A 24,820-nucleotide genomic window follows, 5' to 3' on the forward strand; every position below is an offset into this window, starting at 1 on the left:
AGGAAAGCGGGTACTCGATCGAACCCTCCGGCGCGAAGCGGGTCCCGACTCAGTCCGCGGCTTCACCGGAGCGCGACCGGCCGTCGGAACCGTCGCTCGACCGTCCGGCAGACCCCCCGACCAACCGCCCCGAGCGACCGCGGGGGTCGTCGCCGACCGATCTGGCGACCGGACTCCGGACGAACAGCGCGTGGACTACGAGGGCCCCCGCGACGACGGCGCCCGCGGGGAGCGCCGCCGTCACCGACAGCCCAAACAGGCTCAAAAACGCAGTTACACCGATCAGCGCCGCCGGAATGAGCCCGAGAACGTAGTCGTAGTACCCAGCCATGATACAGTTGTTCGTTTTACATTATCGGTATTAAATCTTTCTCGGGGTTCGGGGTGACTCCCGAAGCCATCACCTCGAAGCGCTGTATAAGTTATAGAAACGTGTTGGTCGACTGGCGACCGCGGTTCGTGGCTCGCGCGACGACGGAGCGCCCTATCGGACGACGACGGAGTGCCCTATCGGAGCTTGAAGTAAAGCGCGCGCCAGCCGCCGAGCGCGACCGAGCCGAGCACGAGCATGACGACCGCGAACGCGGGCGCGGCACCGCCCCTGAAGACGAACGCGCGGAGCGCCAGTCCGAGGACGGCCGCCGGGATCCACGAGCGAATCACGAGCGGGACCGACGACTTCGCGGTCTCGACGGCCCCTGCCGAGTACGCACCGACGAGGGGCGCGATCAGCGCCCACGCGATCAGAAACGGCGCGAACACCTCTAGCAGGTACAGCGGGTTCGACGACAGGAACTCGACCGTGCTGTGGTTGAGCGCGCCGACGGTCAACAGAACGATCAACGCGGCCAAATCACCGACTGCGAGCGGGACGGCGCCGCGGTCGAGGCGTGTTGCGAGGAACGACGAGTCGGCCATGTCGACCCGTCGGGGCCGCCCCTACTTTGTACGCACGGATTCGATCCGACGGTGGATTACGCCGGCGATCGGCGCGCGGTCACTCGTACAGCGGGTGCGCCTCGCAGAGTTCGACGACGCGCTCGCCGACCTCGTAGATGACGTCGTCGCTCTCGACGTTGTCCACGACGCGGTAGATGAGGTCGCCGACCTCCGCCATCGCCGCCTCGTCGAACCCGCGAGTGGTGAGCCCGGCGGTCCCCACGCGGATCCCCGAGGGGTTGAACGGCGAGCGCGTCTCGCCGGGGACGGTGTTGCCGTTGAGCACGATGTTCGCGGCCGCGAGCGCATCCTCGGCGTCGCCGCCGGGCAGGTCCGGGTGCGAGTCACGGAGGTCGACCAACACGAGGTGGTTGTCTGTGCCGCCGGAGACGAGCGAGAGCCCGTGGCCGGTCAGCGTCTCGGCGAGGACCTCGGCGTTGTCGACGACCTGTCGCGCGTAGTCCTCGAACTCGGGTTCGAGCGCCTCTTTGAACCCTACCGCCTTGCCGGCGATGTTGTGCATGAGCGGGCCGCCCTGTCCGCCGGGGAACACCGCCTTGTCGATGTCGTCGGCGAACGCCTCGTCGCACATCACGATCCCGCCGCGGCCGGCGCGGATCGTCTTGTGGGTCGAGCCGGTGACGAAGTCAGCGACGCCGACCGGCGAGGGGTGGACGCCGGCGGCGACGAGGCCGGTGATGTGCGCAATGTCGGCGAGGTGATAGGCGCCGACCGCGTCGGCGGCTGCCTGTATCTCCTCCCAGTCGACGGCGCGCGGGTACGCCGAGTAGCCGGAGACGATGATGTCGGGCTCGAACTCCTCGGCCGTCTCTCGGAGCCCCTCGTAGTCGATGTATCCCGTTTCGGGGTCGACCTCGTACTGCTCGACCTCGTAGATCTGTCCGGTGAAGTTCGCGGGGTGGCCGTGCGAGAGGTGGCCGCCGTGGTTCAGCTCCAGCGAGAGGATCTTGTCGCCGGGGTCGAGCGTCGCGTAGTACACCGCCTGGTTCGCCTGCGTCCCGGAGTGCGGCTGGACGTTGACGTGGTCGGCGCCCCACAGCTCCTTCGCGCGTTCGATCGCGAGTTCCTCCACCTCGTCGGCGTACTCGCAGCCGGCGTAGTACCGGGCGCCCGGATACCCCTCAGCGTACTTGTTCGTGAGAACGCTCCCCTGCGCCTCCAGCACCGCCTCGCTGACGTGGTTCTCGCTGGCGATCATCGCGAGCGTCTGTTCCTGCCTGTCGCGCTCGCCGTCCAGCGCGTCGGCGACCGCCGGATCGACTTCCCGGACGTGCTCGTTGTCCATGTACGAACGCGGGTACGATCGCGCATTAATCCTTCCGTCACGGTGTCGCGCTCGCTCCCGTCACGGTGCCGCGACGACGACTGCGCCGACGGCGACGTCCCGGTCACTGGCGCCGCCTCGTCAGACGCCGAGCAACGCAAATCAACGAATTCCCCGTTTTCGGCGGCTTCAGTGCCTGAGAATCGGTTGTTGTCTCTCCTAATCCCGTTAATATTAAATATGCATCTGGCTTTTATCCGACGAGATATATGGTGTCAAATTTGCTGGAGACGGACGTCGAGAACGTACTCGACACGGCGTTCGGCGGCGACGACGAGGAGCTCCTCGTCGTCGACCCGTCTGCGGAGACGATCGTATCGCTCGTGGAGGCGGCAACCGGCCGCGACGACCTGCCGTCGCTGTCGATGCTGGCCGACGAACGCACGCTGAAGGACGTGATGGACGACTTCCTGATCGCGTCGAAGGCGGCCGATCTCGTCGCCGACGGGTCGCTCGGGCTCCGCGTTCTCTCGACCGACGTGGACAACGCGCTGTTCGTCTCGCCGTCGCGGCTCGTCGTCCTCGTGGGCGCGGGCGAGCACGTCGCCGCCCTCTCGACCGAAGAGGCCGACTTCGTCGACGAGGTGTTCGCGACGCACCGCGACGCCTTCGAAGCGGCCGAGGAGTACGTCCTCCGGACGCCGGCGCTCAGCCGCGTCCGCGAGACGATGGCGGCCGAGATCGGCGAGCCGACCCGCGAGGACTTCGACGCCGTCCTCGCCTCGATGGAGTCCACGGATTCCGGACTCGACGAGGTGACGGTCTCGCTGCTCGTCGCCGCGAAGAACGACGTGCTCCTGTACGACATCTCGAAGTGGGGCGAGGACGTCGGGATCGCCTCAAAGGCGACGTTCTCCCGGACGAAGACCCGGCTGGAGGACCTCGGGGTCATCGACACCGAGAAGGTCCCGATCGATGTCGGCCGTCCGCGACTCCGACTCAAACTCGGCGACGAGCGGCTACAGGATATTGACGCCGAGGACCTCGCCGCGGCGGCGGGCGACCTGCTGGCCTGATCGGCGACTCGGCTCCGTCTCCGTCGGGGTTGCCCACCGCCCCGACACTCCGACACCGACACCCGTTCTCCGTCTCGCCTTGCGCTCCCAGCGCTGGTGCCTCCCGCTCTACGCGCACTGCCGCCTGCCGCTCTCCCGCGCCGTCGCCTCCCTTCGGCGTCCCGCCACCCGCGGCTTTTTTTCACTGCTCCGCATCGGACGGGACATGGACATCGGACTTGTCGGCGAGGGCCCCGCGGTCGACGCCGTTGCGACCGCGCTTGGCGACGTCGACGTGAACGTGATGCCGGTCGAGCCGGGACTGTTGGACGGCTTCGACCTCGCGGTCGTGGTCGACACCGCCGGATCGAGCGCGTTCGGGGCCGCAAACGACGCGCTCGACCGCTGGGTCGGCATCGAGGTCGGCGGCCTCGGGGGCGTCCCGCTCGACGCCGTCGACGCCGCGGTGACCGTCTTCGACGAGACCTGTTACGACTGCCTTCAGGCTCGCGTCGCGAGCGGCGGGGCAGAGCCGGCGGACGCTCCGCAGGGCCGGCGGTCGGCGGTGCGCTTCGCCGGCGCGCTCGCGGGGCGCCGGGTCATCCGACTGCTCGCGGGCGATCCGGTCGCCGACACGGTCGTCGAGGTACCGGGCGCGGAGCGGACCCTCCTCCCGGTCCCCGGCTGCGGCTGCGGCGACGCCCCCGGCGACGCGCTTCCACGAGAGCACACGGAGCGCTCGCTCGACGAGTCGATCGACCGCGCCGAGCGGGCGGTCGACGGCCGGCTCGGCGCGCTCTCGGAGGTCGGGGAGCGGGAGTCGTTCCCGGTGCCGTACTACGTCGCTCGCGTCGCCGACACCACTCCGTTTTCGGACGCTCGGGCCGCCGAGTTCGGCGGCGGCGTCGACGCCGACTGGGACGCGGCGTTCATGAAGGCGCTCGGCGAGGGGTTAGAGCGGTACGCCGCGGGCGTCTACCGCGAGTCGTCGTTCACGCGGGCGCCGGCCGCGAACGTCCCGAACCCGGTGACGCCCGACGCGTTCGTGCGCCCCGCAGACGCCGCGGCGTACGATCGCGAGGACCGGCTCGCGTGGGTCACGGGCGAACGCCTCGCGACCGGTGACCCCGCGAGCCTCCCGGCCGAGTTCGTTCACTTCCCGTCACCCGACCGGCGGTACCGCCCTGCGATCACGACCGGACTGGGACTCGGCAACTCCGGGCCGGAGGCCGCGCTCTCGGGCCTGTACGAGGCGATAGAGCGCGACGCGACGATGACGAGTTGGTACTCGACGACGGACCCGCTCGGCCTCGACGTTGAGGACCCGACGATCACCGAGCTGGAGAAGCGCGCGCGAGCCGAGTCGCTGTCGGTGACGCCCCTGCTCGTAACGACCGACGTCGACGTTCCCGTCGTCGCCGTCGGCGTCCACCGCGAGGGCGACTGGCCGCGGTTTGCGGCCGGATCGGGCGCCGACCTCGATCCGGTCGCGGCGGCCCGGAGCGCGCTGGCCGAGGCGCTCCAGAACTGGACGGAGCTCCGGTCGATGGGGCCGGAGTCGGCCGCCGAGGAGGGCGCGGCGATCGGGCACCACGCCGACTTCCCCGAGGTGACGCGGGCGTTCTTCGACCCCGATGCGAGCGTCTCTGCCGATGCGCTCGGCGAGCCGGATTTGACGGGGACCGACGAGTTGGCGACCGCGGTCGACCGCGTCGAGACCGTCGGGCTGGAGCCGTACGTTGCGCGGATCACGACTCGCGACCTCGCCGGTATCGGGTTCGAGGCGGTCCGCGTGCTAGTCCCCGGCGCGCAGCCGCTCTTCACCGGCGACCCCTTCTTCGGCGACCGCGCCCGCGACGTGCCGCGGTCGATGGGGTTCGAGCCCGACCTGGAGAAGGCGTACCACCCGTTCCCGTAGGCACCCTATTTAAGTCGTTCCCGGCCGCCGGCTCTCTCATGGACGTCGTATCCGACGCGGACGTGGAGGCGGTCGAGGCGGTCGACGACGTGTTCCTCACGCAGGGCGCGGTCGGCGAGGCCACCAGCATCCAGCGCTTCGTCATCGAACCCGGCGCCGAGGTCCCCGAGCACGACCACCCACACGAGCAGATCGGCGTGATCACCGAGGGGACGATCACGTTCGTCGCCGACGGCGAGGAACTGGTCGTCGAGGCCGGCGACACGTACGTGCTCCCGGGCGACGAGCCGCACAGCGCGCGCAACGACGGCGACGAGACGGTCGTCGGCTACGATATCTTCTCCCCGCCGCGCGCGAATCCGGACTGGCAGGAGTGAACGCCGTCGCGGCTTTTTAATACGGTCGAGACTCCTGGCTCGTTTACCGGACCCCAGTGACCGTTCTCGGCTTGACGCGTCGATCGTTGCGGTATCGCTCGAATCGGGGGCAACCTCCGCCACTGTCACGCACCCTTTATCCATCGACCTCGAAGCGGGGGCACTCATGGCACGCGCGAGTACCGGCGCCCGGCTCCACTTCGGCTTCTGTAACCTCAGCCTCTCGCACGAGCGGCTGTACGGAGCCCTTGGCGTCGGCCTCCGCGAGCCCCGCGTCGTCGTCGACGCCGAGCCGGCCGATCGGGTCAGCGTCCGGACGGCCGACGGTGACGATTTCGCGGCCGACTCCCGCGACTCCAACTCTACCGACTCCACCAACTCCACCGATCCCGCCGTCATCGATGACGTCCTCGCGTACGCCGGTATCGCCACCGACCTACTCGGCGTCGAGGGGGCGCGCGTCACCCTCCGCGAGTCGCTGCCGCGTCACGCCGGCCTCGGAAGCGGGACCCAACTGGCTGCCGCGACGCTCGCGGCGGTCGCGGTCGCTCATGGCGTGGAGCCCCGAATCAGGGCGCGTGCTCCGGTGCTCGGCCGCGGCGGGCGCTCCGGCGTCGGTGTCGCGACGTTCGAGACGGGCGGATTCGTCCTCGACGCCGGCCATCCGACCGCTCGATTCACGACCGACCGCCCCGCTGACGGCGAGTGGACCGTGCCGCCGGTGGCGGCCCGCCACGAGGTGCCCGACGACTGGCGGTTCCTGCTCGTGCGCCCCGACGTCGGTCCCGGCCGAAACGGGGACGCCGAGGACGATGCGATGCGAACCGCGGTCGAGCGCGCGGACCCGGGCCTCGCCGACCGGATCGGCGGAATCGTCACGCGTCGGGTGCTCCCCGCGGTCGCGACCGGGAACGCCGAGCGGTTCGGCGCCGCGGTCGCGGAGATCGGGCGACTCAACGGGGCGTGGTACGCCGACGAGCAGGGCGGCGTCTACCGACCGCCCGTGGGCGACGTGGTGGCGTCGCTGTCGGGGTCCGCGGCCGTCTTCGGCGCCGGACAGTCCTCGTGGGGACCGACCGTGTACGGCGTCACCGACGCCGCCAACGCCGACGCCGCGGCGAATGCGGGCGAACGCGCCCTCGACGAGGCGGGGGTGGCCGGGTCGGTTTCGGTCGTCCGCGCGGCCGACCGCGGGGCACGGGTGACGGAGTAACAGAGGGTGCAAGTCGGCGCCCGGTCGCTTGCACCCCGATCGCTTGCACCCCGATCGCGCACCCCCCGAACGAGCAACAACACTAAGCGGTCCGACGACCCCGTACGGGACATGACGAGCGTTCCCTTCGGCGTCGGCCGCCTCGACTCGATCCTCGGTGGCGGCGCGCCGCCCGGAAACGTCGTGCTGCTCGCCGGCGAATCGGGGGCTGGCGCGCGAGAGTTCCTGTACACGAGCGCCGCCATGAACGCCCTCGGAGACGCCGCCCCGGACCTGTTCGACCTGTACTACGGCGACCTCCCCGCAGACGCCGAACTCCCCGGAGAGGTCCACTACCTCTCGTTTACCGCCGACACGGACGCGATCACTCGAGAGATGCGGTTCACGATGGCCGACGAGATCGTCGACGCCGCCATAGAGGACATCGCCTTCCGAGACCTCTCGCCGGAATATTTTCAACTGAGCCCTATCCCCCGCGACTGGTACGAGGACGAGACGACGTCGATCACGGAACTCGGCGACCGCGGGGAGTACGAGGATGTCCTCACGGCGTTCGGCGATTACCTCTCGGCGAACGCCGACGGGAGCCTCGTCTGTATCGACTCCGTCACCGACCTCGTCTCGATGGTCAACGAAGACACGGAATGGAGCGACGTGGCGATGGTGATGAAGGGGCTCAAGAAGGCCGCCTATCGATGGGGCGGGCTCATTCTCGTGTTGGTGAACACCGATTCGATCTCCGACCAGGAGTTCGGCGCCCTGATGGACGCCGCCGGTGGAACCCTCCAGTTCACTTGGGAGAGCGGGGGCTCCCAGCGCGCTCGAACCATGTTCGTCCGCGAGTTCCGCGGCGTCCTCTCGCGGTTGGAGGAGGAGAACATCGTTCGGTTCGAGACCGAGATCCACGAGGGGGGCTTCGACATCAGCGACGTGCGGAAGATACGGTGATTTCGGTCGAGAGCATTCCACTCCCCCCTTCGAGTACGCCGCGAGTATCGATTCGGAGAATAACGCGGGAGGTTACTTAAGGCTCCCCGAGTAACGAGGCGTAGATGACGGGAGAACCGCGATGAGCGACCTCGATCCGACCGAAAGGCCGGTCGACGCCGCGCTCGAGGCCGCCGCCGCCGACGTCGGGGTCGACCGCGAGGTGCTGCTGAAGCGCGCCATCGTCGCACTCGCCGAAAAGGAGGGGGTCGACGTACCGGACGCCGAGGAGGTCGCGGCGCTCGAATCGCGGATGGAGGCGCTCGACGCCGACGTGGATCAGAAGGTCGAGGACCTCCGGGACCGCTTCGTCGAGCTCTACCGCCGGCTGGAGTCGACGGCGCCGGCGGACCACGAGCACGCCGAGACGGCAGAGCGGCTTGAGGCGCTCGCGGCTGACCTCCACCGGACGGCGGAGCGGTTGGACGAGCTTGAGGCGGACGCGGCGCGCGTGGACGCCCTCGACGACCGCCTCGCCGATGTCGAGGCCCGGACGGACGACCTCGCGGGGCTGGAGGCTCGCGTCGACGCGCTCGACACCGACGAACTCGATGACAAGCTCTCCCGCGTCGCGAGCGCGGTCGTCAGGGTCAGACGTCGGCTCGAGGCGGCCGAGCGCGACCGCGCTGACCGCGAGCGGCTCGACGCCCTCTCGGCGACTGCGAACCGCAACGGCGTCCGAAAGGCGGCCTGCACCGACTGCGGACAGACCGTCTACGTCGGGCTGTTGACGGAGCCCGAGTGTCCCCACTGCGGACGGGGGTTCGCCGAACTGGAGCCGAACCCTGGCTTCCTCGGCACCTCGCGGCTGGTCGTCGACGACCAACCCGCCCTCGACGGCGACGTCGACGACGAGCGCGCCGGCGTGAGCACCCGGGACGCCGGAGGCGAGGGATGAGCGAGGACCACGACCATCGACCTCGCGACTCGGACGAGGCGGGGGAGCCGGACGCGTTCGATTCTCTTGACGACCCCGCGGAGGATATCACCGATCCTTTCGCCGAACTCGGTGAGGGTCTCGACGGGGACGACCCCGAAGCGGACGTGAACGCGGGAGCCCGCGAGCACTCGGCCGACGAACCCGCGGCGCCCGCACCCGAGACGCCTACCGACGACTCGGACGAGTGGGACGACGAGACGCCCCCACTCGATGACGCCTTCGAGCAGATGGACGTCGGCGGCCCGGCGGCTGAGGACGTCTGGGAGTTGCTCGACGCGGACGCCGGGGTCGGCGGGGCCACGTCCGTCTCCAATGCGGGCGACACGGAGCACGTCGTCTCAAAGCGCACGTACTGCCAGCAGTGTCCGCACTTCACCCGGCCGCCCGAGTTCGCGTGCACCCACGAGGGGACGACCATCGTCGAGGCTGTCGGCTTCGACCAGTTCCGGGTTCGGAACTGTCCGATGATATCCGAGGAGGACCCGACGTTCGACGGCGAGAGTTGAGAGACGCGCTTCCCGTCGATTTCCTACTTCTCACCACTTCTCGCCATTTCTCACTACTTTTCGCCGCGTTTTGATGTCACTCGCCGCGCCACGTTGTTCCCCGTTCGGGCACTGTGCATCGCGAAGAGGCCGAGCGACGTTTTCTCCGAGCGCACCACGACGCGGAGCGCAGTCACGGGAGCTAAACCGCTCGACGCCCTTCCTCGGATATATGCAGTTCTGTGACGACTGCGGCTCGATGATGGTCTCTCGCGACGGAGAGATGGTGTGTCAGAACGACGACTGCGGCGCCACGACGGAACGCGACGAGGCGCTCGCCGCCGAGTTTGAGTCGACCACGGAACAGACCGACGACGAGATCATCGAAACGGAGGAGGGAGCGAACTTCGAGGGCAAGCCCACCGCGACGGACGTCGTCTGCGACGAGTGCGGCCACGGCGAGGCGTGGTACACGATCAAACAGACCGGCGCCGCCGACGAGCCGCCGACGCGGTTCTTCAAGTGCAAGGAGTGCGGGCGTCGCTGGCGCGGGTATAATTAAGAATCCGTCGTACTCGCCGGCGGCGGATCGTCTCTCCGGAGTCCGGTGTGCTCGAATCGGCGTTTCCCCGATCCGACACGCGGCTTCGGTGGCCTCTCGAACGTGAGTCGTGCTGACGACGATCGACTCACGGGTCGATCCGTTCTATCGCGAAACTGCTGTGGCCGTGGGTTTCGAGGGACAACTGCGTTAGCTTCGCGTCGTACTCCGTGCAGAACTCGTGAACCGCAGCGATGACCCCGTACCACCGCCCGTTCGGGATGTCACCGAGGCAGTAATCGTGTCCGGCGATGACGCCGTCTGCTTTCACTTTCTCCCAGCTGATCTGTAGCTCCTTCAGCGTCTGCTCGTACGTGTGGCTGGTGTCGATGTACACCCAGTCGAAGAACCCGTCGTCGAACTGTTCGAGCGCGGCATCTGGTCGCTCCGGAACGACCTCCACCGTTCCGTCCGCTATCTCGTCCGCGTATCTGGCTTTCACCTCCGCGACACTCCGATCGCTGTACTCCGCCGACCCCCAGACGTCGATCAGATACAGCTCCTCGGGGTCCGTAATCGAGAGAATCTTCTCGGAGAACTTCCCCTCGTCCGCTCCCAACTCCGCGACCCGTCCGCCCTCGGGGAACGCTTCGAGCATCTCTTCTCGAGACGTGACGACCTCGACGTCTCGGACGTGTTCGTCCGAGAGCGTCTTCGGGATGGAGTCCCGTCCGTGAGGCGCTCTGACTCGATCCGGGTCGTAGAAGACCGACGCGTGTGCGCCCTTCAGCGCGGGATACGCTCGTGCCGGTACGAGACTTGCGAGCTGTCCTTTCAATTCGTTGAGGATCTCTCTCACGAGTGGTAGCTGTCGCCCGTGTCGGGCTTATATGTACCAGTTCGTTCACTGGCCGTTAGCACGGCGATAACCAACTGCGGGTTATCTGCTACCGCCCAGGAGCGGTTCGAAAAACTCGGCCACCGCGTCCCCAATCGCTCCAGACCGGCCGATGAAGAAGTGGTCGGACTCGAACGCCGCCGTCTCGACTCCGAGCGTCCCCGCCCGCTCGACGACGGGTTCCCAGTCGGCCGTCGAGTCACGGGTCGCGTACAGGACCCGAACGGGCACGCCCAGGTCGGTCAGCGCGTCGAGCGCCGCGACCGCGTCGACATCTGTATTCAGCCGGGCCGTCGGCGCGAGCGCACAGACGCCGGCAAGTTCAGGGCGCGACGCGGCCGTCACGAGCGCGACCGTAGCACCGAACGAGAAGCCGAACAGGCCCACGCCTCCGTAATGCTCGACCGCCCACCCGACCGCGTTGTCGGCGTCCGTGCTCTCGCCGTACCCCTCGTCCCAGTCGCCGTAATCGAATCTGAGGCAGTCGATACCGATGGCGGTCAGCGCCTCGCTCGCGGCGGTCAGTCGCTCGTCGCCGCGGTGGCCGCCCTGTTGCGGGTGCGGGGGACAGGCGACGACGACCGCGTCGACGCGACTCCCGTCGCTCGCGGCGGTGTCGAGCGTGGCTCGAACGTCGCGGCCGCCGGGGATGAGAACGGTTTCGCTCACGGGCGCGGGGGAAGGAGCGGGCGCATCGCCGCGTTAGGGCACCTGCGTCACGCGGTCGACGTTATCGAGCGCGGTCAGGTCTGTGGCGAGTGCCTCCTGATCGACGCCGGCCTCGTAGTAGAACACCAGGTCGAAGGTGCCGTTGCGGAGGAGCTGCTGGCACTCCCAGACGAACTCCTCGCCGTCGAGAGTGAGTCCCTGAAACTGGTTCGACGAGAAGTTCGTGTCGTCGTTGCCGGCCTCGATGTACGCCTCGCCCTTGTCGGCGTGGTCGGCGATGACCTCGTTGATGGCGACCGTGAGCTCGTGCATCTCGAGGTCCTCCTGTCCCTCGAGCGTCGTGTGGACGATACAGCCCAGGAGTTCGATGTCGCCCGGCTCCAGCAGGGCCTTCGTCCGCGTGTAGAGGTCGGAGTCGACGGTCTCGCTCATGGCCGTCTGTTCCGGCTCCGGTGATAAACGGGTGACGGTTCGCACGCGGTCGGTAGTGACCGAGTGCCGGGCCGACGACGCTCAGTCCCCGAGTCGAACTGCCGGCTCGCCGTCTTCCTCGTCGACCACGACCAACCCGTCGTCGGCGAGGTCGTCGACCAGCCCGCGCAGCCACTCCCGCCCGTACTCGCCGTCGGGCGCGTAGTCGACCCGAATCCGCGGCCCAAGCTTGTCCAGCGCCAACTCGTCGTACTCGCCGAGCGCCCGGACGACCCGTCCGCGGAACTGCCGGCGACTGCCCTCGAAGCTCGGCTGCTCGGGCACGTCGGGCGCGGTGAAATCGCCGGTCTCGTAGGCCTGACACCAACCGCGCCACGGGCAGCCGGCCTCGTCACAGCGCGGCGTCGTCCCGCAGGCGACCCCGCCGAGTTCCATGATCGCGTTGTTCCAGACGCGGGACTCCCCCTCGGGCATGACGCGGGAGGCGACCCGTTCGAACGCCGCGTCGTCGTCGGGGACCGCGAACGCGCGGTGGAGCACTCGCTTCACGTTGGTGTCGACGACCGCGTCGCCGGCGTTGAACGCGAACGACGCCACCGCGTTGGCGGTGTACGGGCCCACGCCCATCAGCTCCCGTAGTTCGTCGGGCGAGTCGGGGAACACGCCGTCGTACTCGTCTCGGACCTGTCCGGCGGCCTCGTGGAGGTACTTCGCGCGGTTGTTGTAGCCGAGCGAGTGATCCGACCAGAACGCGACCACGTCGCCGCGGTCGGCGGCGGCCAGGTCGGCGGTCGTCGCCCACTCGTCGAGGAAGTCCTCCCACGCGGGGACCACGCGGTCGAGCTGCGTCTGCTGGCTCATCACCTCGCTGACGAGGATCTCGTAGGCGTCATCGGTGCGCCGCCACGGGAACTCCCGGTGGTCGGTTTCGTACCAGGCCACGAGTGCCTCGCGGACGGCGTCGAGGTCGGCCGGCAGCGCCGGGGCGTCGCCGTCGTCGAGCCTCGTCGCGGTCGCGTCCGAATCGGTCATTGTCGTGAGTCAGGTCGGGGCTCGTTTATCGGTGCTGGTCCTCCTCGGGCCGGGCGGGCGTCATCGCGCGCGGGTCGCGGTCGGGGCCGGGGTATGCGCCGCCGACGGCCTCGGGGTAGAGTTTCGCTGCCGAGAAGACGCTCGCGAATGCTCGCGGCTCCCGAACGCTCACCGGGAGTCGGTCGCGGAGCCCGGCCGCGGCCCGCGCCCCCGTGAGCGCCGGGTCGAGGCTCACGACCTGCATCGCCGCGCCGTGGTACGCCGATGCCAACGCGGGATGATCCCCCGCGGGGTGTGTCACCGGTTCGCGCCACGCCTCGACCGCCTCGCGCCAGTCGGCCGCGAGGTCGGGGTCCGACAGCGCGGCGATCACCGCCTCGGCGTCGTCGAGGAGCGCGTCGCTGGCGACGAGCGTCGTCCACGAGTGCGCGCGCAGCACGTCGAGCGCCTCACGCGCCGCGCCGCCGACGAGCAGGTCGGCCGCGAGCACGTCGGCGTCGGCGACGACGCGGGCGGGACTCGGATCGCGTTCGGTCGGGGTGGCTTCGTCGCCGCGCTCGGCGGGGTCGTCGTCCTGCTCGGTCGCGTCTCCGCCTCCGACATTTGATCGGTGCTCCGCAAGCGCTGCGCTCACCGCCTCGCCGTCCGCGTCGTACTCGGCGGCCCGGTCGAACAGCCCGTCGAAGCTCATTGTTGGTGACTCGAGGCGGAGGGGTATCGGAGTTGCGGCCGATGGTGGCATTCGATCTGCGCGAACCCAGGGTTCAGCGGGAAAAACAGGAAGCGCCTCGGCCGGGCTTACAGACAACGGGTTCACGACTCAGTACCAGTGAGCGCGTAGACTATTCTGCCTACAGACGATTTCGAGAAACGCGTCGAATCCATCGCTCCCAACGACCACCCCACGCAGGGCTATCGTCGCAACGACTTGGCGACGCGAGGGAGTGACAGTTATGACTGGTCCTCCTCGGTATCCGAGTGCTTGAACGTTGCACTGCTGGGCGTCCAAGCAGCCCACATCCGGATCAGGAACTATTGGTTTTGTTCAAACGCCCAACTTCTGATAAAACTAGCGTCCAAGAGACAGGTCGCGAATTGAGCGGGTGCAACTCGGACTCATACGGGAGTGGTCTTGTCTCATTCCGTTACTCACTTCCTCAAAAAGATACGAGACTGAAAAAACGAGGGGCGTTATTTCTGTATAAACGTCCTATCACATGATGTCCTTAGGAGAGAGCATAGCAGGTTCAGAGTGGGATCAGATGTACATTGACGGTGGGTGGGTCGATGCCACCGGTGGCGAGACGCTCGAGGTGGCAAATCCGTCGACACAAAAAGCGTTTGCCGAGGTGCCCGCAGCGACAACACAGGACGTGGATGCGGCCTACGAGGCGGCTGGGGAAGCACAGCCGGGCTGGGAGGCTACTTCACGCACCGACCGGAACGAGCTCGTTAAGGCAGCACTCGACACGCTCAGGGAACGTTCCGATGACCTCGTCGAACTACTTGCGCGCGAGGGCGGGAGTGCAAGTGGAAAGGCCAACGGGGAACTCGCCCTCACGCAGAGTGACTTCGAGACCGCACTCGACCTCACCCCGCCGGAGGAGGAGGTTAGAGACTCGGCGTTCGTCGAGGGCAAGCGCCACCACATCGTCGAGGAGCCGGTCGGCGTTGTCGGTATCATCTCGCCGTGGAACTACCCCGTGCATCTGACCACGCGCGCACTGGCCCCAGCGCTCGCGCTCGGGTGCACAGTCGTCGTCAAACCGGCCTCGGATACGCCGATCTCCGGTGGGCTCTTCTTGGCAGAGATCGCTGACGAGGTCGGATTCCCGGACGGCGTCGTGAACGTGGTCACCGGCCGGGGGTCGGAAATCGGCGACCGTATGGCGGGCCACCCGGTGCCACGTGTGATTTCTTTCACCGGCTCGACCGCTGTCGGCAAACGAGTCGCCAGCCAGGCCGGCAACAGTATCACCCAGCCCGCTCTCGAACTCGGCGGCAACGGCCCGAACGTCGTCACCGAAGACATCGACGTCGACAGGGCCGCTCGGATCGGAGCGGTCGGGTCGTTCACCCACCAGGGACAGGTCTGTATCTCGATTAACCGGCATATCGTCCACGAGGACGTCTACGACGACTACGTCGAGAAGCTCACTACGTACGCGAACTCACTCGACATGGGTGATCCGACCACGGACGACGTCGACCTCGGACCGCTGATCAACGAGTCCCAGCTCGACAGTATCACGGAGTTCGTCAACCAGTCCATTGAGCAGGGTGCGACCCTCGAAACCGGTGGCGAGGCCGACGAATTGTTCTTCGAGCCGACGGTCCTCTCCGACGTGACGAACGAGATGGCGGCTGCCTGCAACGAACACTTCGGTCCGGTTGCACCTGTGATCCCGGTCGGCTCTGACGAGGAGGCAGTCGAGGTTGCGAACGATACGGAGTACGGGCTTGCGGCTTCGGTCCAGTGTGAGGACGATGCCCGGGCGCGCTCGCTGGCCGACCGAATCGAATCCGGGATGGTCCACATCAACGATCACCCAATTCAGGACGAACCCAATGCACCGTTCGGTGGACTCAAGCAGTCGGGTCTCGGTCGGTACAACGGCGAATGGGTACGGGACGAACTTCTCGAGGAGAAGTGGATATCGGTCCTGCACGACGAACGTGAATACGGTTTGCTTGACTGAAACTCGGAGCTCGACTAGTAAATTCAGCGACGCCGGTCGCTGCTGACCCTGTCAGGGGGCAGGACCTTGTTTCGAGATGCTGAGACGAACCAACAGTCGTGCTGCATATGACGCGCGTATTTCAGGACCCGAGGCACTCCTCAGTGAGCCAGTGGGTGGCCAATGTACGGACTTGAATGGCGAGATGTGGTTACAGCTCCGGCTCAATGTATACCAGCTTTACTCGACTGTCGATGCCGATGAGTGCCTGTTCAATCTGCTTGATATCTTCATCAATGTTGCCGGTTACGAGCTTCGGGTCGAAGCTCACGTTCGCGGTGACGAGTACCGTTCCAGTCCCGATGAACATCGTCCGGAAGTCATCGAGATGGACGACGTGGTCGTGGGACTCCACGGCCGTGCGCAGCTCGCGCTCGACGTCTGCGGAGAGACTCTCTCCGATAATGAGCCGCTTGTTTTCGATCGCCAGCGCCACCGCAAACACCATCAGGAGACTCCCGATTATCACTGCGGCGGCGGCGTCGTAGGCGGGGTTACCGGTAACACGTGTCGCGCCGATTCCGACGAGCGCGGCGAGGAGTCCCAGCAATGCAACCGCATCCTCCGTGAGGGCAGTCAACGTCGTTATGTCGCTCGTCTCTCCAAACGCCTGGCGATAGCCTGACCAGTCGTAGACCTCCATCTGGCGTTTCAGTTCGGCGTTGGCCTTCGAGAATGCGTACGTCTCGAAGGCGACCGCTCCGAGCAGGATGGCGACCACGACGTAGAATGGGTCGACCGGTGCCTGCAAGTCAATCGTGATCCCAAGAAACTGTGCGGGGCCCGCTTCGATTTCGTGCCCGCCGGCTCGCAGTTCGGAGATACCGTGTGTGAGGCTTTTCCACCCCGCGGCTCCGAAGAGCAGCACCGAAACGAGAAACGCGTAGAAGAACTGGGACTTCCCGTGCCCAAAGGGGTGGGACCTTGTTGCATGCTCTTTACTGGCTCTGATCCCGACCAAAAGCAGCACCTGATTGCCCGTATCGGAGATAGAGTGGTAGGTTTCGGCAAGCATCGCTGGACTCCCAGTCAGCAAGAACCCGCCAAATTTCAGTATCGTAATACCGGCGTTCGCGATCAATGCGGCGATAACGACGCCGGTACTTCCAGCAGCCATCTTGTACAAGATAGGGTACGCTAACGGTTCAAGTCGTCACTTTTCACCGTGGAGTGGGTTGTTATTATCCGAGAGACGAATTGGCAAATTGGCGGTGATGTTGGGCGACCGGAAATCGGATGTGAGTCGTTTCCTCCAACGCAGGACACGTTCGACCCGTTCCAGACGGGGAGGCCCCCGTTTTCTCTCAGTGAAGACAACAGACTGCAGTACCGTGCTGACTACACCCTCCGTATGCAGCACGGCCGCTTAGACCTATCACCGGATGAGGGGTTCAACAGGGCCGAAGTATCTCCTTCATCTCGGTGGTGGTGCGGGCTATAGAGGGCTGCAGTACCTACTGGTAGTGATGTCCGAATCAGAAACGGCCCGCTGGGAGTACGAGACGCTTCGCCCGCCGCGCGATGAGACCCAAAAAGAAGCAGAAGATCCGAAAGCGGAGTTGAATCAACTCGGTGCAGAGGGTTGGGAGTTTGTGGAGACAATCGACTACGAGGGGGGCGGCACCAAGTACCTCGTTTTCAAGCGACCTGTCCGATCGAGTGTGCCAGTATGACTGACGAAACCGGTATCAGTACGGCCAACACGATGCGTGAGCGCGCCGAAGAGAGTCGGATAACACTCTGGGTGCTGCTTCGTGCGAACCGCCTTCTCGTCTCCAGTGTCCTGACCAGTGCCGTGTTCGTCGTATTCGTTATCGCCCTCGCTGTCCTCCATCCACCGTTTTCACAGCAATTAGAGTCCGGTGACATGATCGACACGATGTTCTCGACGATGATCACGGTCATCGTGACTGGGACGACACTCGTCGTCACGATCGGTCAGCTCGTCCTCACTCAGGAGAACGGCCCGCTCGGCGATCAACGTGAGCGGATGGCCAGTTCGATGGATTTCCGGGACATTACTGAAGAATTGATCGGGGCTCCGAGTCCTGTCGATCCATCCGAATTCCTCCGGCAGATTATCGGAGTCACGGCACAACGGACAACGGCTCTTCGAGAGTCAATTGACAAGAATGCTGACGAGAACCTCCGAGAAGAGGTCGATGAATTCGCTGAAAGCGTCACTGGGAACGCTGACACGGTACGTGATCAGCTTGAGGGTGCGCAGTTTGGCTCGTTCGATGTGTTATTCGCCGCACTGAATTTCAATTATAGCTGGAAGATCTTCCAGGTTGAACGTCTCGCGAACGAATACGAAGAGAGCCTCACTGAGGAGGAACACGGCTTGCTTGACGAGCTCAAAACAGCGCTGTCTCTGTTTGGTCCGGCGCGCGAACACATCAAGACGCTGTACTTCCAGTGGGCACTCATCGACTTGTCCCAGATGATTCTCTATGCTGCAGTCCCGGCAGTGGCCGTTGCGGGTATCATGGTCGGAATCGTCGATGCGGGGACGTTCCCGGGAAGCACACTCGGTCTCGATCACATCATCCTCGTCGTGGGCGGTGCGTTTGCAGTGACACTTATTCCATTCATGCTGTTCGTCTCGTACATCCTTCGCATCCTCACCATAGCGAAACGGACACTCGCCATCGAACCGCTGCTCCTCCGCGGATCCCAACGCTAAGCTCCGACGCAGAACTCAAACCTCAGACACCGTTGGATATAGACGCTTCATGAGGTACCTGAAAATGAATCTACGGATCATTCGAGATTGTCCTTGTTGAATTCATCAAACGAAGAAAATTTTCAATGCCCGTACTGAATATAGAGGATGTCGAGAGCTAACTACAGACGAAGTTTATTTCTGCACAGGCGGTCCGATGTGCGAGACGAGTGTGTTGAACTGTTGTGTTATCGTCCAATGAGTCCCAGTACCCGTCTGCGAACGTCATTGGCTGAGTCATATCTCTGGTCCTCAGTTGATGCGAGTACGTCCTCCAGGGAGTTGTTGCCGCTCTGAGTTTCAACTTCAAACTCGCCATAGGACTCGACCAACTCGATTGTCGTGGCAGGATAGTCGTGAGAGTTGAGCGCTTCATCTAGATCACCAAGCCGTCCTCCTGGGTCATCGCCCATCGGTTCCTTTTCATCACCGCGGTTCCGGGTCTCCTCTATCTCCCTCTCACTCTGGCGCTCCTCTTCATGATCCGCTTGCTTATCTCGTCCCGATTTGTCATCTTCCATATACAACGGTAGGAGACCCAGACAGATAACAGTAGGGCTGCCTATAGGTAGGTCTATCTCGAACCTCCGTCCGGTCACTTCACCCACACCTGATGCCGAAATATTCGCACGACTCACAAACAGAAAATCAACCAAAAATGCGTCTCCAAGATACGAGCGCTGTATTACAGAACGCCGCTCCTATCAGCTGTTATGAGTTTTTGACAGAGCCTCGAAATTCATATTCGAAACTCCTGAGACTCGTGATTGCGATAGACGACGGTCCACGAGTACACCGGTCCGTTCTCGACCGTTACACGAGGGGAATCAACCTGTCACCAGAGTCATCACCGTGAGAGCCGATAGCAACCTATGGGTACTGAAATGCACCAGCAATGGGAATACAAGACACTCGAACCGCCGAAGGGATTGACCAAGCGAGAGACGGTCGATCCAACAGACGAACTCAACCGCCTCGGTACAGAGGGCTGGGAACTCACAGAGACGATCAGCTACGACGGTGGCGGCACGAAACTACTGCTGTTCAAACGCCCAGTCTCTCATGAATGACTTCTCGACGGACAGCACGCTACGGGAACGGACGGACGTCAACAAATACTGGTTCTGGTTGCTGCTCGGGGCTAACCGGTGGGTCGTCGCTGGCGGACTCGCGTTCCTAATCTTCCTCGTGTTCATGATCTGGGGCGTGCTGAAGCCGGTGTCGTTGCTCTCGACCATGCAGTCGAGCGACATGGTCGAGACGGTATTCGCCGGTCTCGTCGGCGCGATCATCACAGGAACGACGCTCGTCGTCACGATCAATCAACTCGTCCTCTCTCAGGAAATCGGCTCGCTCGGGAGCCAGCGTAGTCGGATGGATATGGCGATGGATTTTCGCCAAAATACCGACAGCCTCCTCGGGATGACGACGCCAGCCGACCCTGCGGCCTACCTCGATGCGCTTATCGAAACGAGCGAACAGCGAGCGAAGACACTACGAGACACACTCTCCGAGACTGAAAAACAGACGCTCTACAAGAAGGTGGACGAATACGTCACCGATCTGTTGGAGAACGCCGACCACGCACACAACCACCTCGAAGACACGGATTTCGGCACCTTCGACGTCGTATCGCCCGCGCTCGATTATAACTACGACCGGAAGATGCACGACGTTCGCCGGCTCGGGATGGAGTACGAAGACTCCCTCACCGACGAGGAACGAAGCGCGTTCAGAAATTTGCTCGAGGCGCTTACGATGTACGGAGTGGTCCGCGAGTACATCAAGGACCTCTACATCCAGTGGGCACTGGTGAAACTCTCACGCGCTATCCTGTACGCCGCAGTGATTGCACTCACCGTCGCCGGAGGGATGGTCGTCTTCGTCGACCCGACAACGTTCACCGGCACGTTCCTCGGCATCGAGAGCGTTCTCTGGGTCGTTAGCGCCGCGTTTGCCGTCTCAGTACTGCCATTTCTCCTGTTTACATCCTACATCCTGCGGCTCGCGACGCTCGCCAAACAGACGCTCTCGATGGGACCGCTCATGCTTAGCTAACCGACTACCGGATTCAAACGCCTACTACGCAGGTCGCCCCGCCCCCATGCCCCGGTAGGGGTGACGCACTCGGACGGTCTGGACTCGCTGTGACGCGTCGCAGCCCGCAACCCCAGCTCGGCGATGATCCCGTCGCTCTCGACGGTCCACCGGAGCGCGTCGAGAGGCCGGCCAAGCCGGTGGGGCGGTTCGCGCTCAATCCTCTTGGACGGGGGAGATCGCTTCTCGTGGAGCACTACAGTTCGGACACGCTTCTGGCAACTCCTTCTCCAATTCGCCCATCTCTCCGCATTCGGCACACCGCCACATCAGGTACCCTTCTCCGAACTCCTTCCCCGGCAGTTCCTCGACCTCGCTTTCGTTGGGGTCCATCACCTCCACTTCGAACCCATCGTCGGTGAGTCCGCTCACGTGTCCCACTGGTCGCCCGTTGCTATCGTACACTACTTCTCCCGGTTTGATCGACGCACTATCGCTCTGGTTCTGGTCGTCCATTCCATGATAGTGGGGTTGCACGGGTATCCCGTTTGTGGTGCCATCTGTGTAGACCCTACTCTGTACCACGCGTGAGGGTCGTTCGGCCGCGGGGAAATGCCACATCTCGATTCGGTACTGTGTGTCCGTTCGCAGCAAGGTTGGGTGGCTCCCGGTAACTGGTGGTAGGCCCCCGAATGAACCACACTACCTTGTATACGCCTGCAAAAGCTATACGCTCTTTCCCGTCGAAAAGACTACTATGACAAACGGCTCTGACGACACCCGAGAAATGGGCATCGAATTTGGCACACTAATCGGAGACCTCGAGGACGAGTCCTACCCGCTGTCTCACGAGACGCTCCTCAGTCGGTATGGGGACCGCGAGCTAGGTCTCTTCGACACCCAGGTCCCGCTACGTGAAGTGCTCTCCCCGGAGCAAGAACAGGAGTACGAGGACGTGGAGAGCGTCCGGCAGGCCGTGTTCAGCATGGTCGGCGACGAGGCGGTCGGCCGAGAAAAGTACAGCGACCGCGGCGGGGCTGCCACCGAGGACGACGACTCGCCTGAGTCGGAATCGTTCTAACCTGCGGTGTCACAGCTGCGCCCAGAGAGTCTGAGCTACTTCCGTTCGGTAGGGAATCTCACAGACGCACCGGACCGAGGTAAGCAGAACTCAAAGCGCGGTCCGATTCCTGCAGGTCACGTTTTCGAGTGGGCTATCGTGCAGAGATGAGGACCAACCCACGACTTAACCCTTTACGACGACAACTCATGATATGAAAGTTCGCCCCGCTGAGTCGGACGACAAGGAACGGATCAGAGCGATCACGCGTGACTCACTGCGATCGTCGTACTCGCTCAGCCCACAGCAGATCGAGACGATACTCGAAGAGGAGTTCGACGACACGTCACTGAACGACCTGCTCGAAGATACGGACACGACGGTGCTCGTCGTCGACGAGACGATCGACGGCACCGAGACCGTTTACGGGTTCATCACCGTCGAAGTCGGAACACGAGCGACGATCCGGTGGCTTCACGTGGATCCGGAGGCGCGGGGCAAGGGCCTCGCCACGGCGCTGATCGATCGCGTCCGCGAAGAGTTCGTCGAGAAGCCGATTGCAGCGTGTGTCCTCGACGAAGCCGTCGAGGGCGGCGACTTCCTCAAAGGGTTCGGCCTCAAGGAGAGTGACCACGACCAGATACTGCTCGGCGGGGAGGAGTTCGATGTCACCATGTTCACGGAGGGGCAAAAGACAGAGATGCCGAACGAACCCGCCGTTCCGGTTCCCGAATCCGTCACCGTCGATGGAGTTGCCCGGTCCGTCAATCGCGATGAGAGCGTTCCCGGCAGGGAGGCCCCATTCTTCGCGGTGTCCGGTCAGGAGGACGAGGAGGACGCGTACGGGTACTTCTGTTCACAGTGCGGCAGTACTGACGTCTCCGCCGACGGACAAGGCAGGCTCGAGTGCGGGAACTGTGGCAACGCTCACCTGGCTGACGAGTGGGACGATACGTATCTCTGAGATCGCCTGGTAATGTACTGGACGACACTCAGGCGATGAATCACGAGTCCTCCGACGTCGACCGGAACCCCTCAGGCGGTGCGGTACCTCAGTTCAATGAGGCGGATCAGCCCGGCCAGCCGACTGTGGACGATCGGAATGACGATGAGACCGGGGCACCGATCGACGTGGGGGTTCTCGTTGCGCACTCGCCTGGTGGGGATGTCGAGCCGCTCCAGTCGTTCGCCGAGCGGATGGCCCGGGACGGTATCGAAGAGCTGGCGGCAGCCACGGACGCAGCTTGGCGGATCCATTGTGCCGATCCGGACTCGCTCACCGACCATGCTCCTCGACGGCCGTCCGAGTTCCTCGATGAAGCCGCGCTTCACATGACGAAACGCCCGTACGACCTGGTCGTCGTCGTGACCGACGTGCCCCTCACCACGCGAGAGGAGCGTTCCGTCGAGGGGCTCGCTTCCCCGCTCGCCCGCGTCGTTGTCGTCTCCACACGACGACTCCTGCGGACCCACGACCGGGAGACGGTCAGGGCGCTCGATTCACCGGCCGTCCGCTGGAACGCTGCGACCCTCCTCGTTCACCTCCTGGGACACGTATTTCGTGCGGACCACGGTGATGGCGGCGTCATGGCTCCGTTCTCGTTTGACCCCTCCCGACGGAGCGTCCCGCCGTTCGATGCGGACATCACGGAACACCTCAAAGGAATTGCGACCCGCATTCCCCAAGCGGACGTCTCGCGAGGGCGGCTTCAACGGCTGGCGTTTCACGTGGTGAGCCTCGTGCGGAATCCGGGTATCGTCGCCGCGACGCTGCTGCAGAGTCGCGCCCCCCTGCTCCCGTTCTCACTCCCGCGCCTCTCGACGGCCGCTGTGACGCCGACACTGATCCTCGTGTTCAGTGCCGAGGCATGGGACGTCGGGCTGAGCCTGACCAACCGTACGGCCGCACTCTTCGCGATAGGGAGTGTCATTGCTGCCGCAGTCCATCTCCTATACGTTCAGCACCTCACGTTCCCACGAGAGCGCAGCCAGGTGTTCACCGAACATATGGCACTGGTGAACGTGACCGTGTTCTTCATCCTCGTCGTGGCGATGACGGGGCTCTTCATCCTCGTCGGATCGATCATGCTCCTGATCGAGTTCGCCGTCTTTCCGCCGAACCTGATGACGAACTGGCCGAGCCTCGAGGAACCCACGGTCGGGCTCGTCGACCTTGTCCGTGTCGGGGCCTTCATCAGCACGCTCGGTGTGCTGTCGGGCGCGCTCGCCGGCGGTACCGAAAATCGGATGGCGCTCCGGCATCTCGCGCTCTTCCGTGACAAGCCGTAGCCCTTCGACACCCCCCGGGTGAACGGGAGGCGCGGCGCGTGACCTACGACGCCACCACGTACGCAGCCATCCTTGGAATATACCCGCAAGGTCTTGCGGCTGTGGACCGTACCTTATCGCATGAATTATCGATTACGGGTAGGTCCTCCCAGCCGTTCCGCTCAGAGGCCGGTGTCATGAGTATCGCCAAGAAGTTCAGCCGTTGGCGAAACTGGTTTCCGGTCCCGAGTCGGAGCAGCGGATTCGCACTGAAGCGATGGGTCTTGCTCGAGGGGGACCGGCTGGCAGTGACAGGAGCGTTGCTTTCGTTCGTGTTCGCGACCTTCATGGGTATCTCCACGGTGTGGACCTTCGAGATGCAGACGCTGCTGACGGACACCTCGACCATCCAGACGATCCTCAACACCTTCCTGAGCGGGATGATCCTCCTGGTCTCCATCGTCGTCTCGATCAACTCGATCGTGCTCTCACACGACATGAGTTCCCTCACCGATCAAGAGGACCGCGTCCAGGGCACGATAAAATTCCGACGGGACCTCAGTGAATTGACCGCCACCGGAGAGAACCCGACCAACCCCGGGTCGTTTCTCAAGGTCATGTCCAGGATCATCAGCACCCGCGCGGACGCGCTCGCGGACGAGTTGGAGGGTGCCGATAAGGAACTCGTCGACGATCTCGACGAGTACTCGGGGTTGGTCTCGGACGCCGCCGAAAAGCTCGGGGCAGTCGATGAGACGTCCGGCGCCGAATTCGCCATACTCTGGAAGGGACTCGGGTTCGACTACGGCTCATTCATCGAGGGATCCCAGACGATTATTTCCTCCCGCGATACCTCACCCGAGCGCTTCGAGGACCTGATCGATGCGTTCGAACTGTTCGCCATCGGGAAGGAGTACTTCAAAACGCTGTATTATACCAAGGAGGTATCGAAGCTGTCCCAGACCCTGCTGATCGTCGCACTCCCTGCCATCCTGGTCAACGCCTCGATGATCATCGCGATCAACGGGCAGGTCCTCCCAAGCGGGTTATTGTTCGGCATCCCGCTGCTACAAGCGTTCGTGGCGCTGGCGTTCACGATCTCCATCGCGCCCTACCTCGTGTTGACCGCCCATATGTTCCGGCTCTCCACCGTCGCGAGGCTGACCACGTCGAGTGGAGTCTTTTCGCTGAAGTAGTCAGAGATAAAAAAAATCTCCCTAC

Annotated in this window: 28 protein-coding genes; 17 read left to right on the plus strand and 11 right to left on the minus strand. The window is 64.3% G+C overall.

From position 1 onward, the window contains the following. Positions 1-49: 49 nt before the first annotated feature. The 3 genes from ACNS84_RS08330 to glyA form a co-directional block, all read right to left on the minus strand. Positions 50-331 (minus strand): DUF8015 family protein, encoded by a 282-nt coding sequence (locus ACNS84_RS08330; RefSeq protein WP_435074384.1) that lies wholly within the window; start codon positions 329-331, stop codon positions 50-52. Positions 332-507: 176 nt separating this feature from the next. Further along, positions 508-918 carry a DUF3054 domain-containing protein gene (locus tag ACNS84_RS08335; protein WP_435074385.1) on the minus strand — a complete coding sequence of 137 codons (411 nt, stop codon included), beginning with the start codon at positions 916-918 and terminating at the stop codon, positions 508-510. Positions 919-997: 79 nt separating this feature from the next. Next, the gene (gene glyA, locus ACNS84_RS08340) at positions 998-2,245 is read right to left on the minus strand and encodes a serine hydroxymethyltransferase (RefSeq protein ID WP_435074386.1); all 1,248 of its coding nucleotides are present in this window, start codon (positions 2,243-2,245) and stop codon (positions 998-1,000) included. A 248-nt stretch (positions 2,246-2,493) separates the two neighbouring features. On the opposite strand from glyA, the gene tbsP reads away from it, so the two are divergent. From tbsP to ACNS84_RS08380, 8 genes are all read left to right on the plus strand, one after another. Beyond that, positions 2,494-3,300 (plus strand): transcriptional regulator TbsP, encoded by an 807-nt coding sequence (gene tbsP, locus ACNS84_RS08345; protein WP_435074387.1) that lies wholly within the window; start codon positions 2,494-2,496, stop codon positions 3,298-3,300. A 205-nt stretch (positions 3,301-3,505) separates the two neighbouring features. Further along, positions 3,506-5,197, plus strand: coding sequence for a YcaO-like family protein (locus ACNS84_RS08350; protein WP_435074388.1), 1,692 nt, complete (start codon positions 3,506-3,508; stop codon positions 5,195-5,197). A 38-nt stretch (positions 5,198-5,235) separates the two neighbouring features. After that, entirely contained in the window at positions 5,236-5,574 is a 339-nt protein-coding gene (locus ACNS84_RS08355) for a cupin domain-containing protein (protein WP_435074389.1), read from the plus strand. A 166-nt stretch (positions 5,575-5,740) separates the two neighbouring features. Next, a complete protein-coding gene (locus tag ACNS84_RS08360; protein ID WP_435074390.1) occupies positions 5,741-6,787 on the plus strand; it encodes a beta-ribofuranosylaminobenzene 5'-phosphate synthase family protein in 1,047 nt (348 codons plus the stop codon). 111 nt (positions 6,788-6,898) lie between these two features. After that, entirely contained in the window at positions 6,899-7,735 is an 837-nt protein-coding gene (locus tag ACNS84_RS08365) for an RAD55 family ATPase (protein WP_435074391.1), read from the plus strand. 121 nt (positions 7,736-7,856) lie between these two features. Next, the gene (locus ACNS84_RS08370) at positions 7,857-8,672 is read left to right on the plus strand and encodes a hypothetical protein (protein WP_435074392.1); all 816 of its coding nucleotides are present in this window, start codon (positions 7,857-7,859) and stop codon (positions 8,670-8,672) included. Continuing rightward, positions 8,669-9,220 (plus strand): DUF8135 domain-containing protein, encoded by a 552-nt coding sequence (locus ACNS84_RS08375; RefSeq protein WP_435074393.1) that lies wholly within the window; start codon positions 8,669-8,671, stop codon positions 9,218-9,220. The genes ACNS84_RS08370 and ACNS84_RS08375 overlap by 4 nt, the downstream gene beginning before the upstream one ends. A gap of 211 nt (positions 9,221-9,431) precedes the next feature. After that, positions 9,432-9,761, plus strand: coding sequence for a transcription factor S (locus ACNS84_RS08380; protein ID WP_435074394.1), 330 nt, complete (start codon positions 9,432-9,434; stop codon positions 9,759-9,761). Between the two features lie 127 nt (positions 9,762-9,888). Here ACNS84_RS08380 and ACNS84_RS08385 read toward each other — a convergent pair whose 3' ends face one another. The 5 genes from ACNS84_RS08385 to ACNS84_RS08405 all read right to left on the minus strand — a co-directional run bounded on the left by ACNS84_RS08385 (position 9,889) and on the right by ACNS84_RS08405 (position 13,462). Next, positions 9,889-10,599, minus strand: coding sequence for a class I SAM-dependent methyltransferase (locus ACNS84_RS08385; protein WP_435074395.1), 711 nt, complete (start codon positions 10,597-10,599; stop codon positions 9,889-9,891). Between the two features lie 81 nt (positions 10,600-10,680). Then, positions 10,681-11,307: an alpha/beta hydrolase gene (locus ACNS84_RS08390; RefSeq protein ID WP_435074396.1), complete on the minus strand. Its 627-nt coding sequence runs from the start codon at positions 11,305-11,307 to the stop codon at positions 10,681-10,683. A gap of 33 nt (positions 11,308-11,340) precedes the next feature. Beyond that, positions 11,341-11,739: a DUF5778 family protein gene (locus ACNS84_RS08395; protein WP_435074397.1), complete on the minus strand. Its 399-nt coding sequence runs from the start codon at positions 11,737-11,739 to the stop codon at positions 11,341-11,343. Between the two features lie 81 nt (positions 11,740-11,820). Beyond that, positions 11,821-12,771: an HhH-GPD family protein gene (locus ACNS84_RS08400; protein WP_435074398.1), complete on the minus strand. Its 951-nt coding sequence runs from the start codon at positions 12,769-12,771 to the stop codon at positions 11,821-11,823. 25 nt (positions 12,772-12,796) lie between these two features. Then, positions 12,797-13,462 carry a DUF7384 family protein gene (locus ACNS84_RS08405; protein WP_435074399.1) on the minus strand — a complete coding sequence of 222 codons (666 nt, stop codon included), beginning with the start codon at positions 13,460-13,462 and terminating at the stop codon, positions 12,797-12,799. Between the two features lie 571 nt (positions 13,463-14,033). On the opposite strand from ACNS84_RS08405, the gene ACNS84_RS08410 reads away from it, so the two are divergent. Further along, a complete protein-coding gene (locus ACNS84_RS08410) occupies positions 14,034-15,470 on the plus strand; it encodes an aldehyde dehydrogenase family protein (protein WP_435074400.1) in 1,437 nt (478 codons plus the stop codon). A 190-nt stretch (positions 15,471-15,660) separates the two neighbouring features. Here the strand turns inward: ACNS84_RS08410 and ACNS84_RS08415 are convergent, their stop codons facing one another. Continuing rightward, complete coding sequence (locus tag ACNS84_RS08415; RefSeq protein WP_435074401.1) at positions 15,661-16,626, minus strand: cation diffusion facilitator family transporter; 966 nt, start codon at positions 16,624-16,626, stop codon at positions 15,661-15,663. 349 nt (positions 16,627-16,975) lie between these two features. On the opposite strand from ACNS84_RS08415, the gene sp36 (ACNS84_RS08420) reads away from it, so the two are divergent. Further along, the gene (gene sp36 / locus ACNS84_RS08420) at positions 16,976-17,182 is read left to right on the plus strand and encodes a Sp36 family protein (RefSeq protein WP_435074402.1); all 207 of its coding nucleotides are present in this window, start codon (positions 16,976-16,978) and stop codon (positions 17,180-17,182) included. Then, entirely contained in the window at positions 17,179-18,195 is a 1,017-nt protein-coding gene (locus ACNS84_RS08425) for a DUF7972 family membrane protein (protein WP_435074403.1), read from the plus strand. The genes sp36 (ACNS84_RS08420) and ACNS84_RS08425 overlap by 4 nt, the downstream gene beginning before the upstream one ends. 227 nt (positions 18,196-18,422) lie before the next feature. On the opposite strand, the gene ACNS84_RS08430 is transcribed toward ACNS84_RS08425, so the two are convergent. After that, the gene (locus ACNS84_RS08430; protein ID WP_435074404.1) at positions 18,423-18,755 is read right to left on the minus strand and encodes a DUF5789 family protein; all 333 of its coding nucleotides are present in this window, start codon (positions 18,753-18,755) and stop codon (positions 18,423-18,425) included. A 351-nt stretch (positions 18,756-19,106) separates the two neighbouring features. Here ACNS84_RS08430 and sp36 (ACNS84_RS08435) point away from each other — a divergent pair, with 351 nt between their 5' ends. Both sp36 (ACNS84_RS08435) and ACNS84_RS08440 read left to right on the plus strand, forming a co-directional pair. Then, positions 19,107-19,304: a Sp36 family protein gene (sp36, locus tag ACNS84_RS08435; protein ID WP_435074405.1), complete on the plus strand. Its 198-nt coding sequence runs from the start codon at positions 19,107-19,109 to the stop codon at positions 19,302-19,304. Beyond that, on the plus strand, positions 19,297-20,292 hold the full coding sequence (locus ACNS84_RS08440) for a DUF7972 family membrane protein (RefSeq protein ID WP_435074406.1): 996 nt from the start codon (positions 19,297-19,299) through the stop codon (positions 20,290-20,292). The genes sp36 (ACNS84_RS08435) and ACNS84_RS08440 overlap by 8 nt, the downstream gene beginning before the upstream one ends. 195 nt (positions 20,293-20,487) lie before the next feature. On the opposite strand, the gene ACNS84_RS08445 is transcribed toward ACNS84_RS08440, so the two are convergent. Continuing rightward, the gene (locus ACNS84_RS08445) at positions 20,488-20,787 is read right to left on the minus strand and encodes a DUF7130 family rubredoxin-like protein (RefSeq protein WP_435074407.1); all 300 of its coding nucleotides are present in this window, start codon (positions 20,785-20,787) and stop codon (positions 20,488-20,490) included. 241 nt (positions 20,788-21,028) lie between these two features. On the opposite strand from ACNS84_RS08445, the gene ACNS84_RS08450 reads away from it, so the two are divergent. The 4 genes from ACNS84_RS08450 to ACNS84_RS08465 all read left to right on the plus strand — a co-directional run bounded on the left by ACNS84_RS08450 (position 21,029) and on the right by ACNS84_RS08465 (position 24,795). After that, positions 21,029-21,352, plus strand: coding sequence for a DUF5789 family protein (locus ACNS84_RS08450; protein ID WP_435074408.1), 324 nt, complete (start codon positions 21,029-21,031; stop codon positions 21,350-21,352). A gap of 193 nt (positions 21,353-21,545) precedes the next feature. Continuing rightward, positions 21,546-22,295: a GNAT family N-acetyltransferase gene (locus tag ACNS84_RS08455; protein ID WP_435074409.1), complete on the plus strand. Its 750-nt coding sequence runs from the start codon at positions 21,546-21,548 to the stop codon at positions 22,293-22,295. A gap of 125 nt (positions 22,296-22,420) precedes the next feature. Beyond that, complete coding sequence (locus ACNS84_RS08460) at positions 22,421-23,620, plus strand: hypothetical protein (protein ID WP_435074410.1); 1,200 nt, start codon at positions 22,421-22,423, stop codon at positions 23,618-23,620. Positions 23,621-23,658: 38 nt separating this feature from the next. Continuing rightward, positions 23,659-24,795: a DUF7972 family membrane protein gene (locus ACNS84_RS08465; RefSeq protein ID WP_435074411.1), complete on the plus strand. Its 1,137-nt coding sequence runs from the start codon at positions 23,659-23,661 to the stop codon at positions 24,793-24,795. Positions 24,796-24,820 lie beyond the last annotated feature (25 nt).

The organism is Halorubrum wangae, from assembly GCF_051194135.1.
Classification (GTDB): Archaea; Halobacteriota; Halobacteria; order Halobacteriales; family Haloferacaceae; genus Halorubrum.

Bases quoted from the DNA above. Each gene is read 5' to 3' on its own strand.
- ACNS84_RS08330 (WP_435074384.1), bottom strand. From the start codon at position 331: ATGGCTGGGTACTACGACTACGTTCTCGGGCTCATTCCGGCGGCGCTG.
- ACNS84_RS08335 (WP_435074385.1), bottom strand. From the start codon at position 918: ATGGCCGACTCGTCGTTCCTCGCAACACGCCTCGACCGCGGCGCCGTC.
- glyA (WP_435074386.1), bottom strand. From the start codon at position 2,245: ATGGACAACGAGCACGTCCGGGAAGTCGATCCGGCGGTCGCCGACGCG.
- tbsP (WP_435074387.1), top strand. From the start codon at position 2,494: ATGGTGTCAAATTTGCTGGAGACGGACGTCGAGAACGTACTCGACACG.
- ACNS84_RS08350 (WP_435074388.1), top strand. From the start codon at position 3,506: ATGGACATCGGACTTGTCGGCGAGGGCCCCGCGGTCGACGCCGTTGCG.
- ACNS84_RS08355 (WP_435074389.1), top strand. From the start codon at position 5,236: ATGGACGTCGTATCCGACGCGGACGTGGAGGCGGTCGAGGCGGTCGAC.
- ACNS84_RS08360 (WP_435074390.1), top strand. From the start codon at position 5,741: ATGGCACGCGCGAGTACCGGCGCCCGGCTCCACTTCGGCTTCTGTAAC.
- ACNS84_RS08365 (WP_435074391.1), top strand. From the start codon at position 6,899: ATGACGAGCGTTCCCTTCGGCGTCGGCCGCCTCGACTCGATCCTCGGT.
- ACNS84_RS08370 (WP_435074392.1), top strand. From the start codon at position 7,857: ATGAGCGACCTCGATCCGACCGAAAGGCCGGTCGACGCCGCGCTCGAG.
- ACNS84_RS08375 (WP_435074393.1), top strand. From the start codon at position 8,669: ATGAGCGAGGACCACGACCATCGACCTCGCGACTCGGACGAGGCGGGG.
- ACNS84_RS08380 (WP_435074394.1), top strand. From the start codon at position 9,432: ATGCAGTTCTGTGACGACTGCGGCTCGATGATGGTCTCTCGCGACGGA.
- ACNS84_RS08395 (WP_435074397.1), bottom strand. From the start codon at position 11,739: ATGAGCGAGACCGTCGACTCCGACCTCTACACGCGGACGAAGGCCCTG.
- ACNS84_RS08400 (WP_435074398.1), bottom strand. From the start codon at position 12,771: ATGACCGATTCGGACGCGACCGCGACGAGGCTCGACGACGGCGACGCC.
- ACNS84_RS08405 (WP_435074399.1), bottom strand. From the start codon at position 13,462: ATGAGCTTCGACGGGCTGTTCGACCGGGCCGCCGAGTACGACGCGGAC.
- ACNS84_RS08410 (WP_435074400.1), top strand. From the start codon at position 14,034: ATGTACATTGACGGTGGGTGGGTCGATGCCACCGGTGGCGAGACGCTC.
- ACNS84_RS08415 (WP_435074401.1), bottom strand. From the start codon at position 16,626: ATGGCTGCTGGAAGTACCGGCGTCGTTATCGCCGCATTGATCGCGAAC.
- sp36 (WP_435074402.1), top strand. From the start codon at position 16,976: ATGTCCGAATCAGAAACGGCCCGCTGGGAGTACGAGACGCTTCGCCCG.
- ACNS84_RS08425 (WP_435074403.1), top strand. From the start codon at position 17,179: ATGACTGACGAAACCGGTATCAGTACGGCCAACACGATGCGTGAGCGC.
- ACNS84_RS08430 (WP_435074404.1), bottom strand. From the start codon at position 18,755: ATGGAAGATGACAAATCGGGACGAGATAAGCAAGCGGATCATGAAGAG.
- sp36 (WP_435074405.1), top strand. From the start codon at position 19,107: ATGGGTACTGAAATGCACCAGCAATGGGAATACAAGACACTCGAACCG.
- ACNS84_RS08440 (WP_435074406.1), top strand. From the start codon at position 19,297: ATGAATGACTTCTCGACGGACAGCACGCTACGGGAACGGACGGACGTC.
- ACNS84_RS08445 (WP_435074407.1), bottom strand. From the start codon at position 20,787: ATGGACGACCAGAACCAGAGCGATAGTGCGTCGATCAAACCGGGAGAA.
- ACNS84_RS08450 (WP_435074408.1), top strand. From the start codon at position 21,029: ATGACAAACGGCTCTGACGACACCCGAGAAATGGGCATCGAATTTGGC.
- ACNS84_RS08455 (WP_435074409.1), top strand. From the start codon at position 21,546: ATGAAAGTTCGCCCCGCTGAGTCGGACGACAAGGAACGGATCAGAGCG.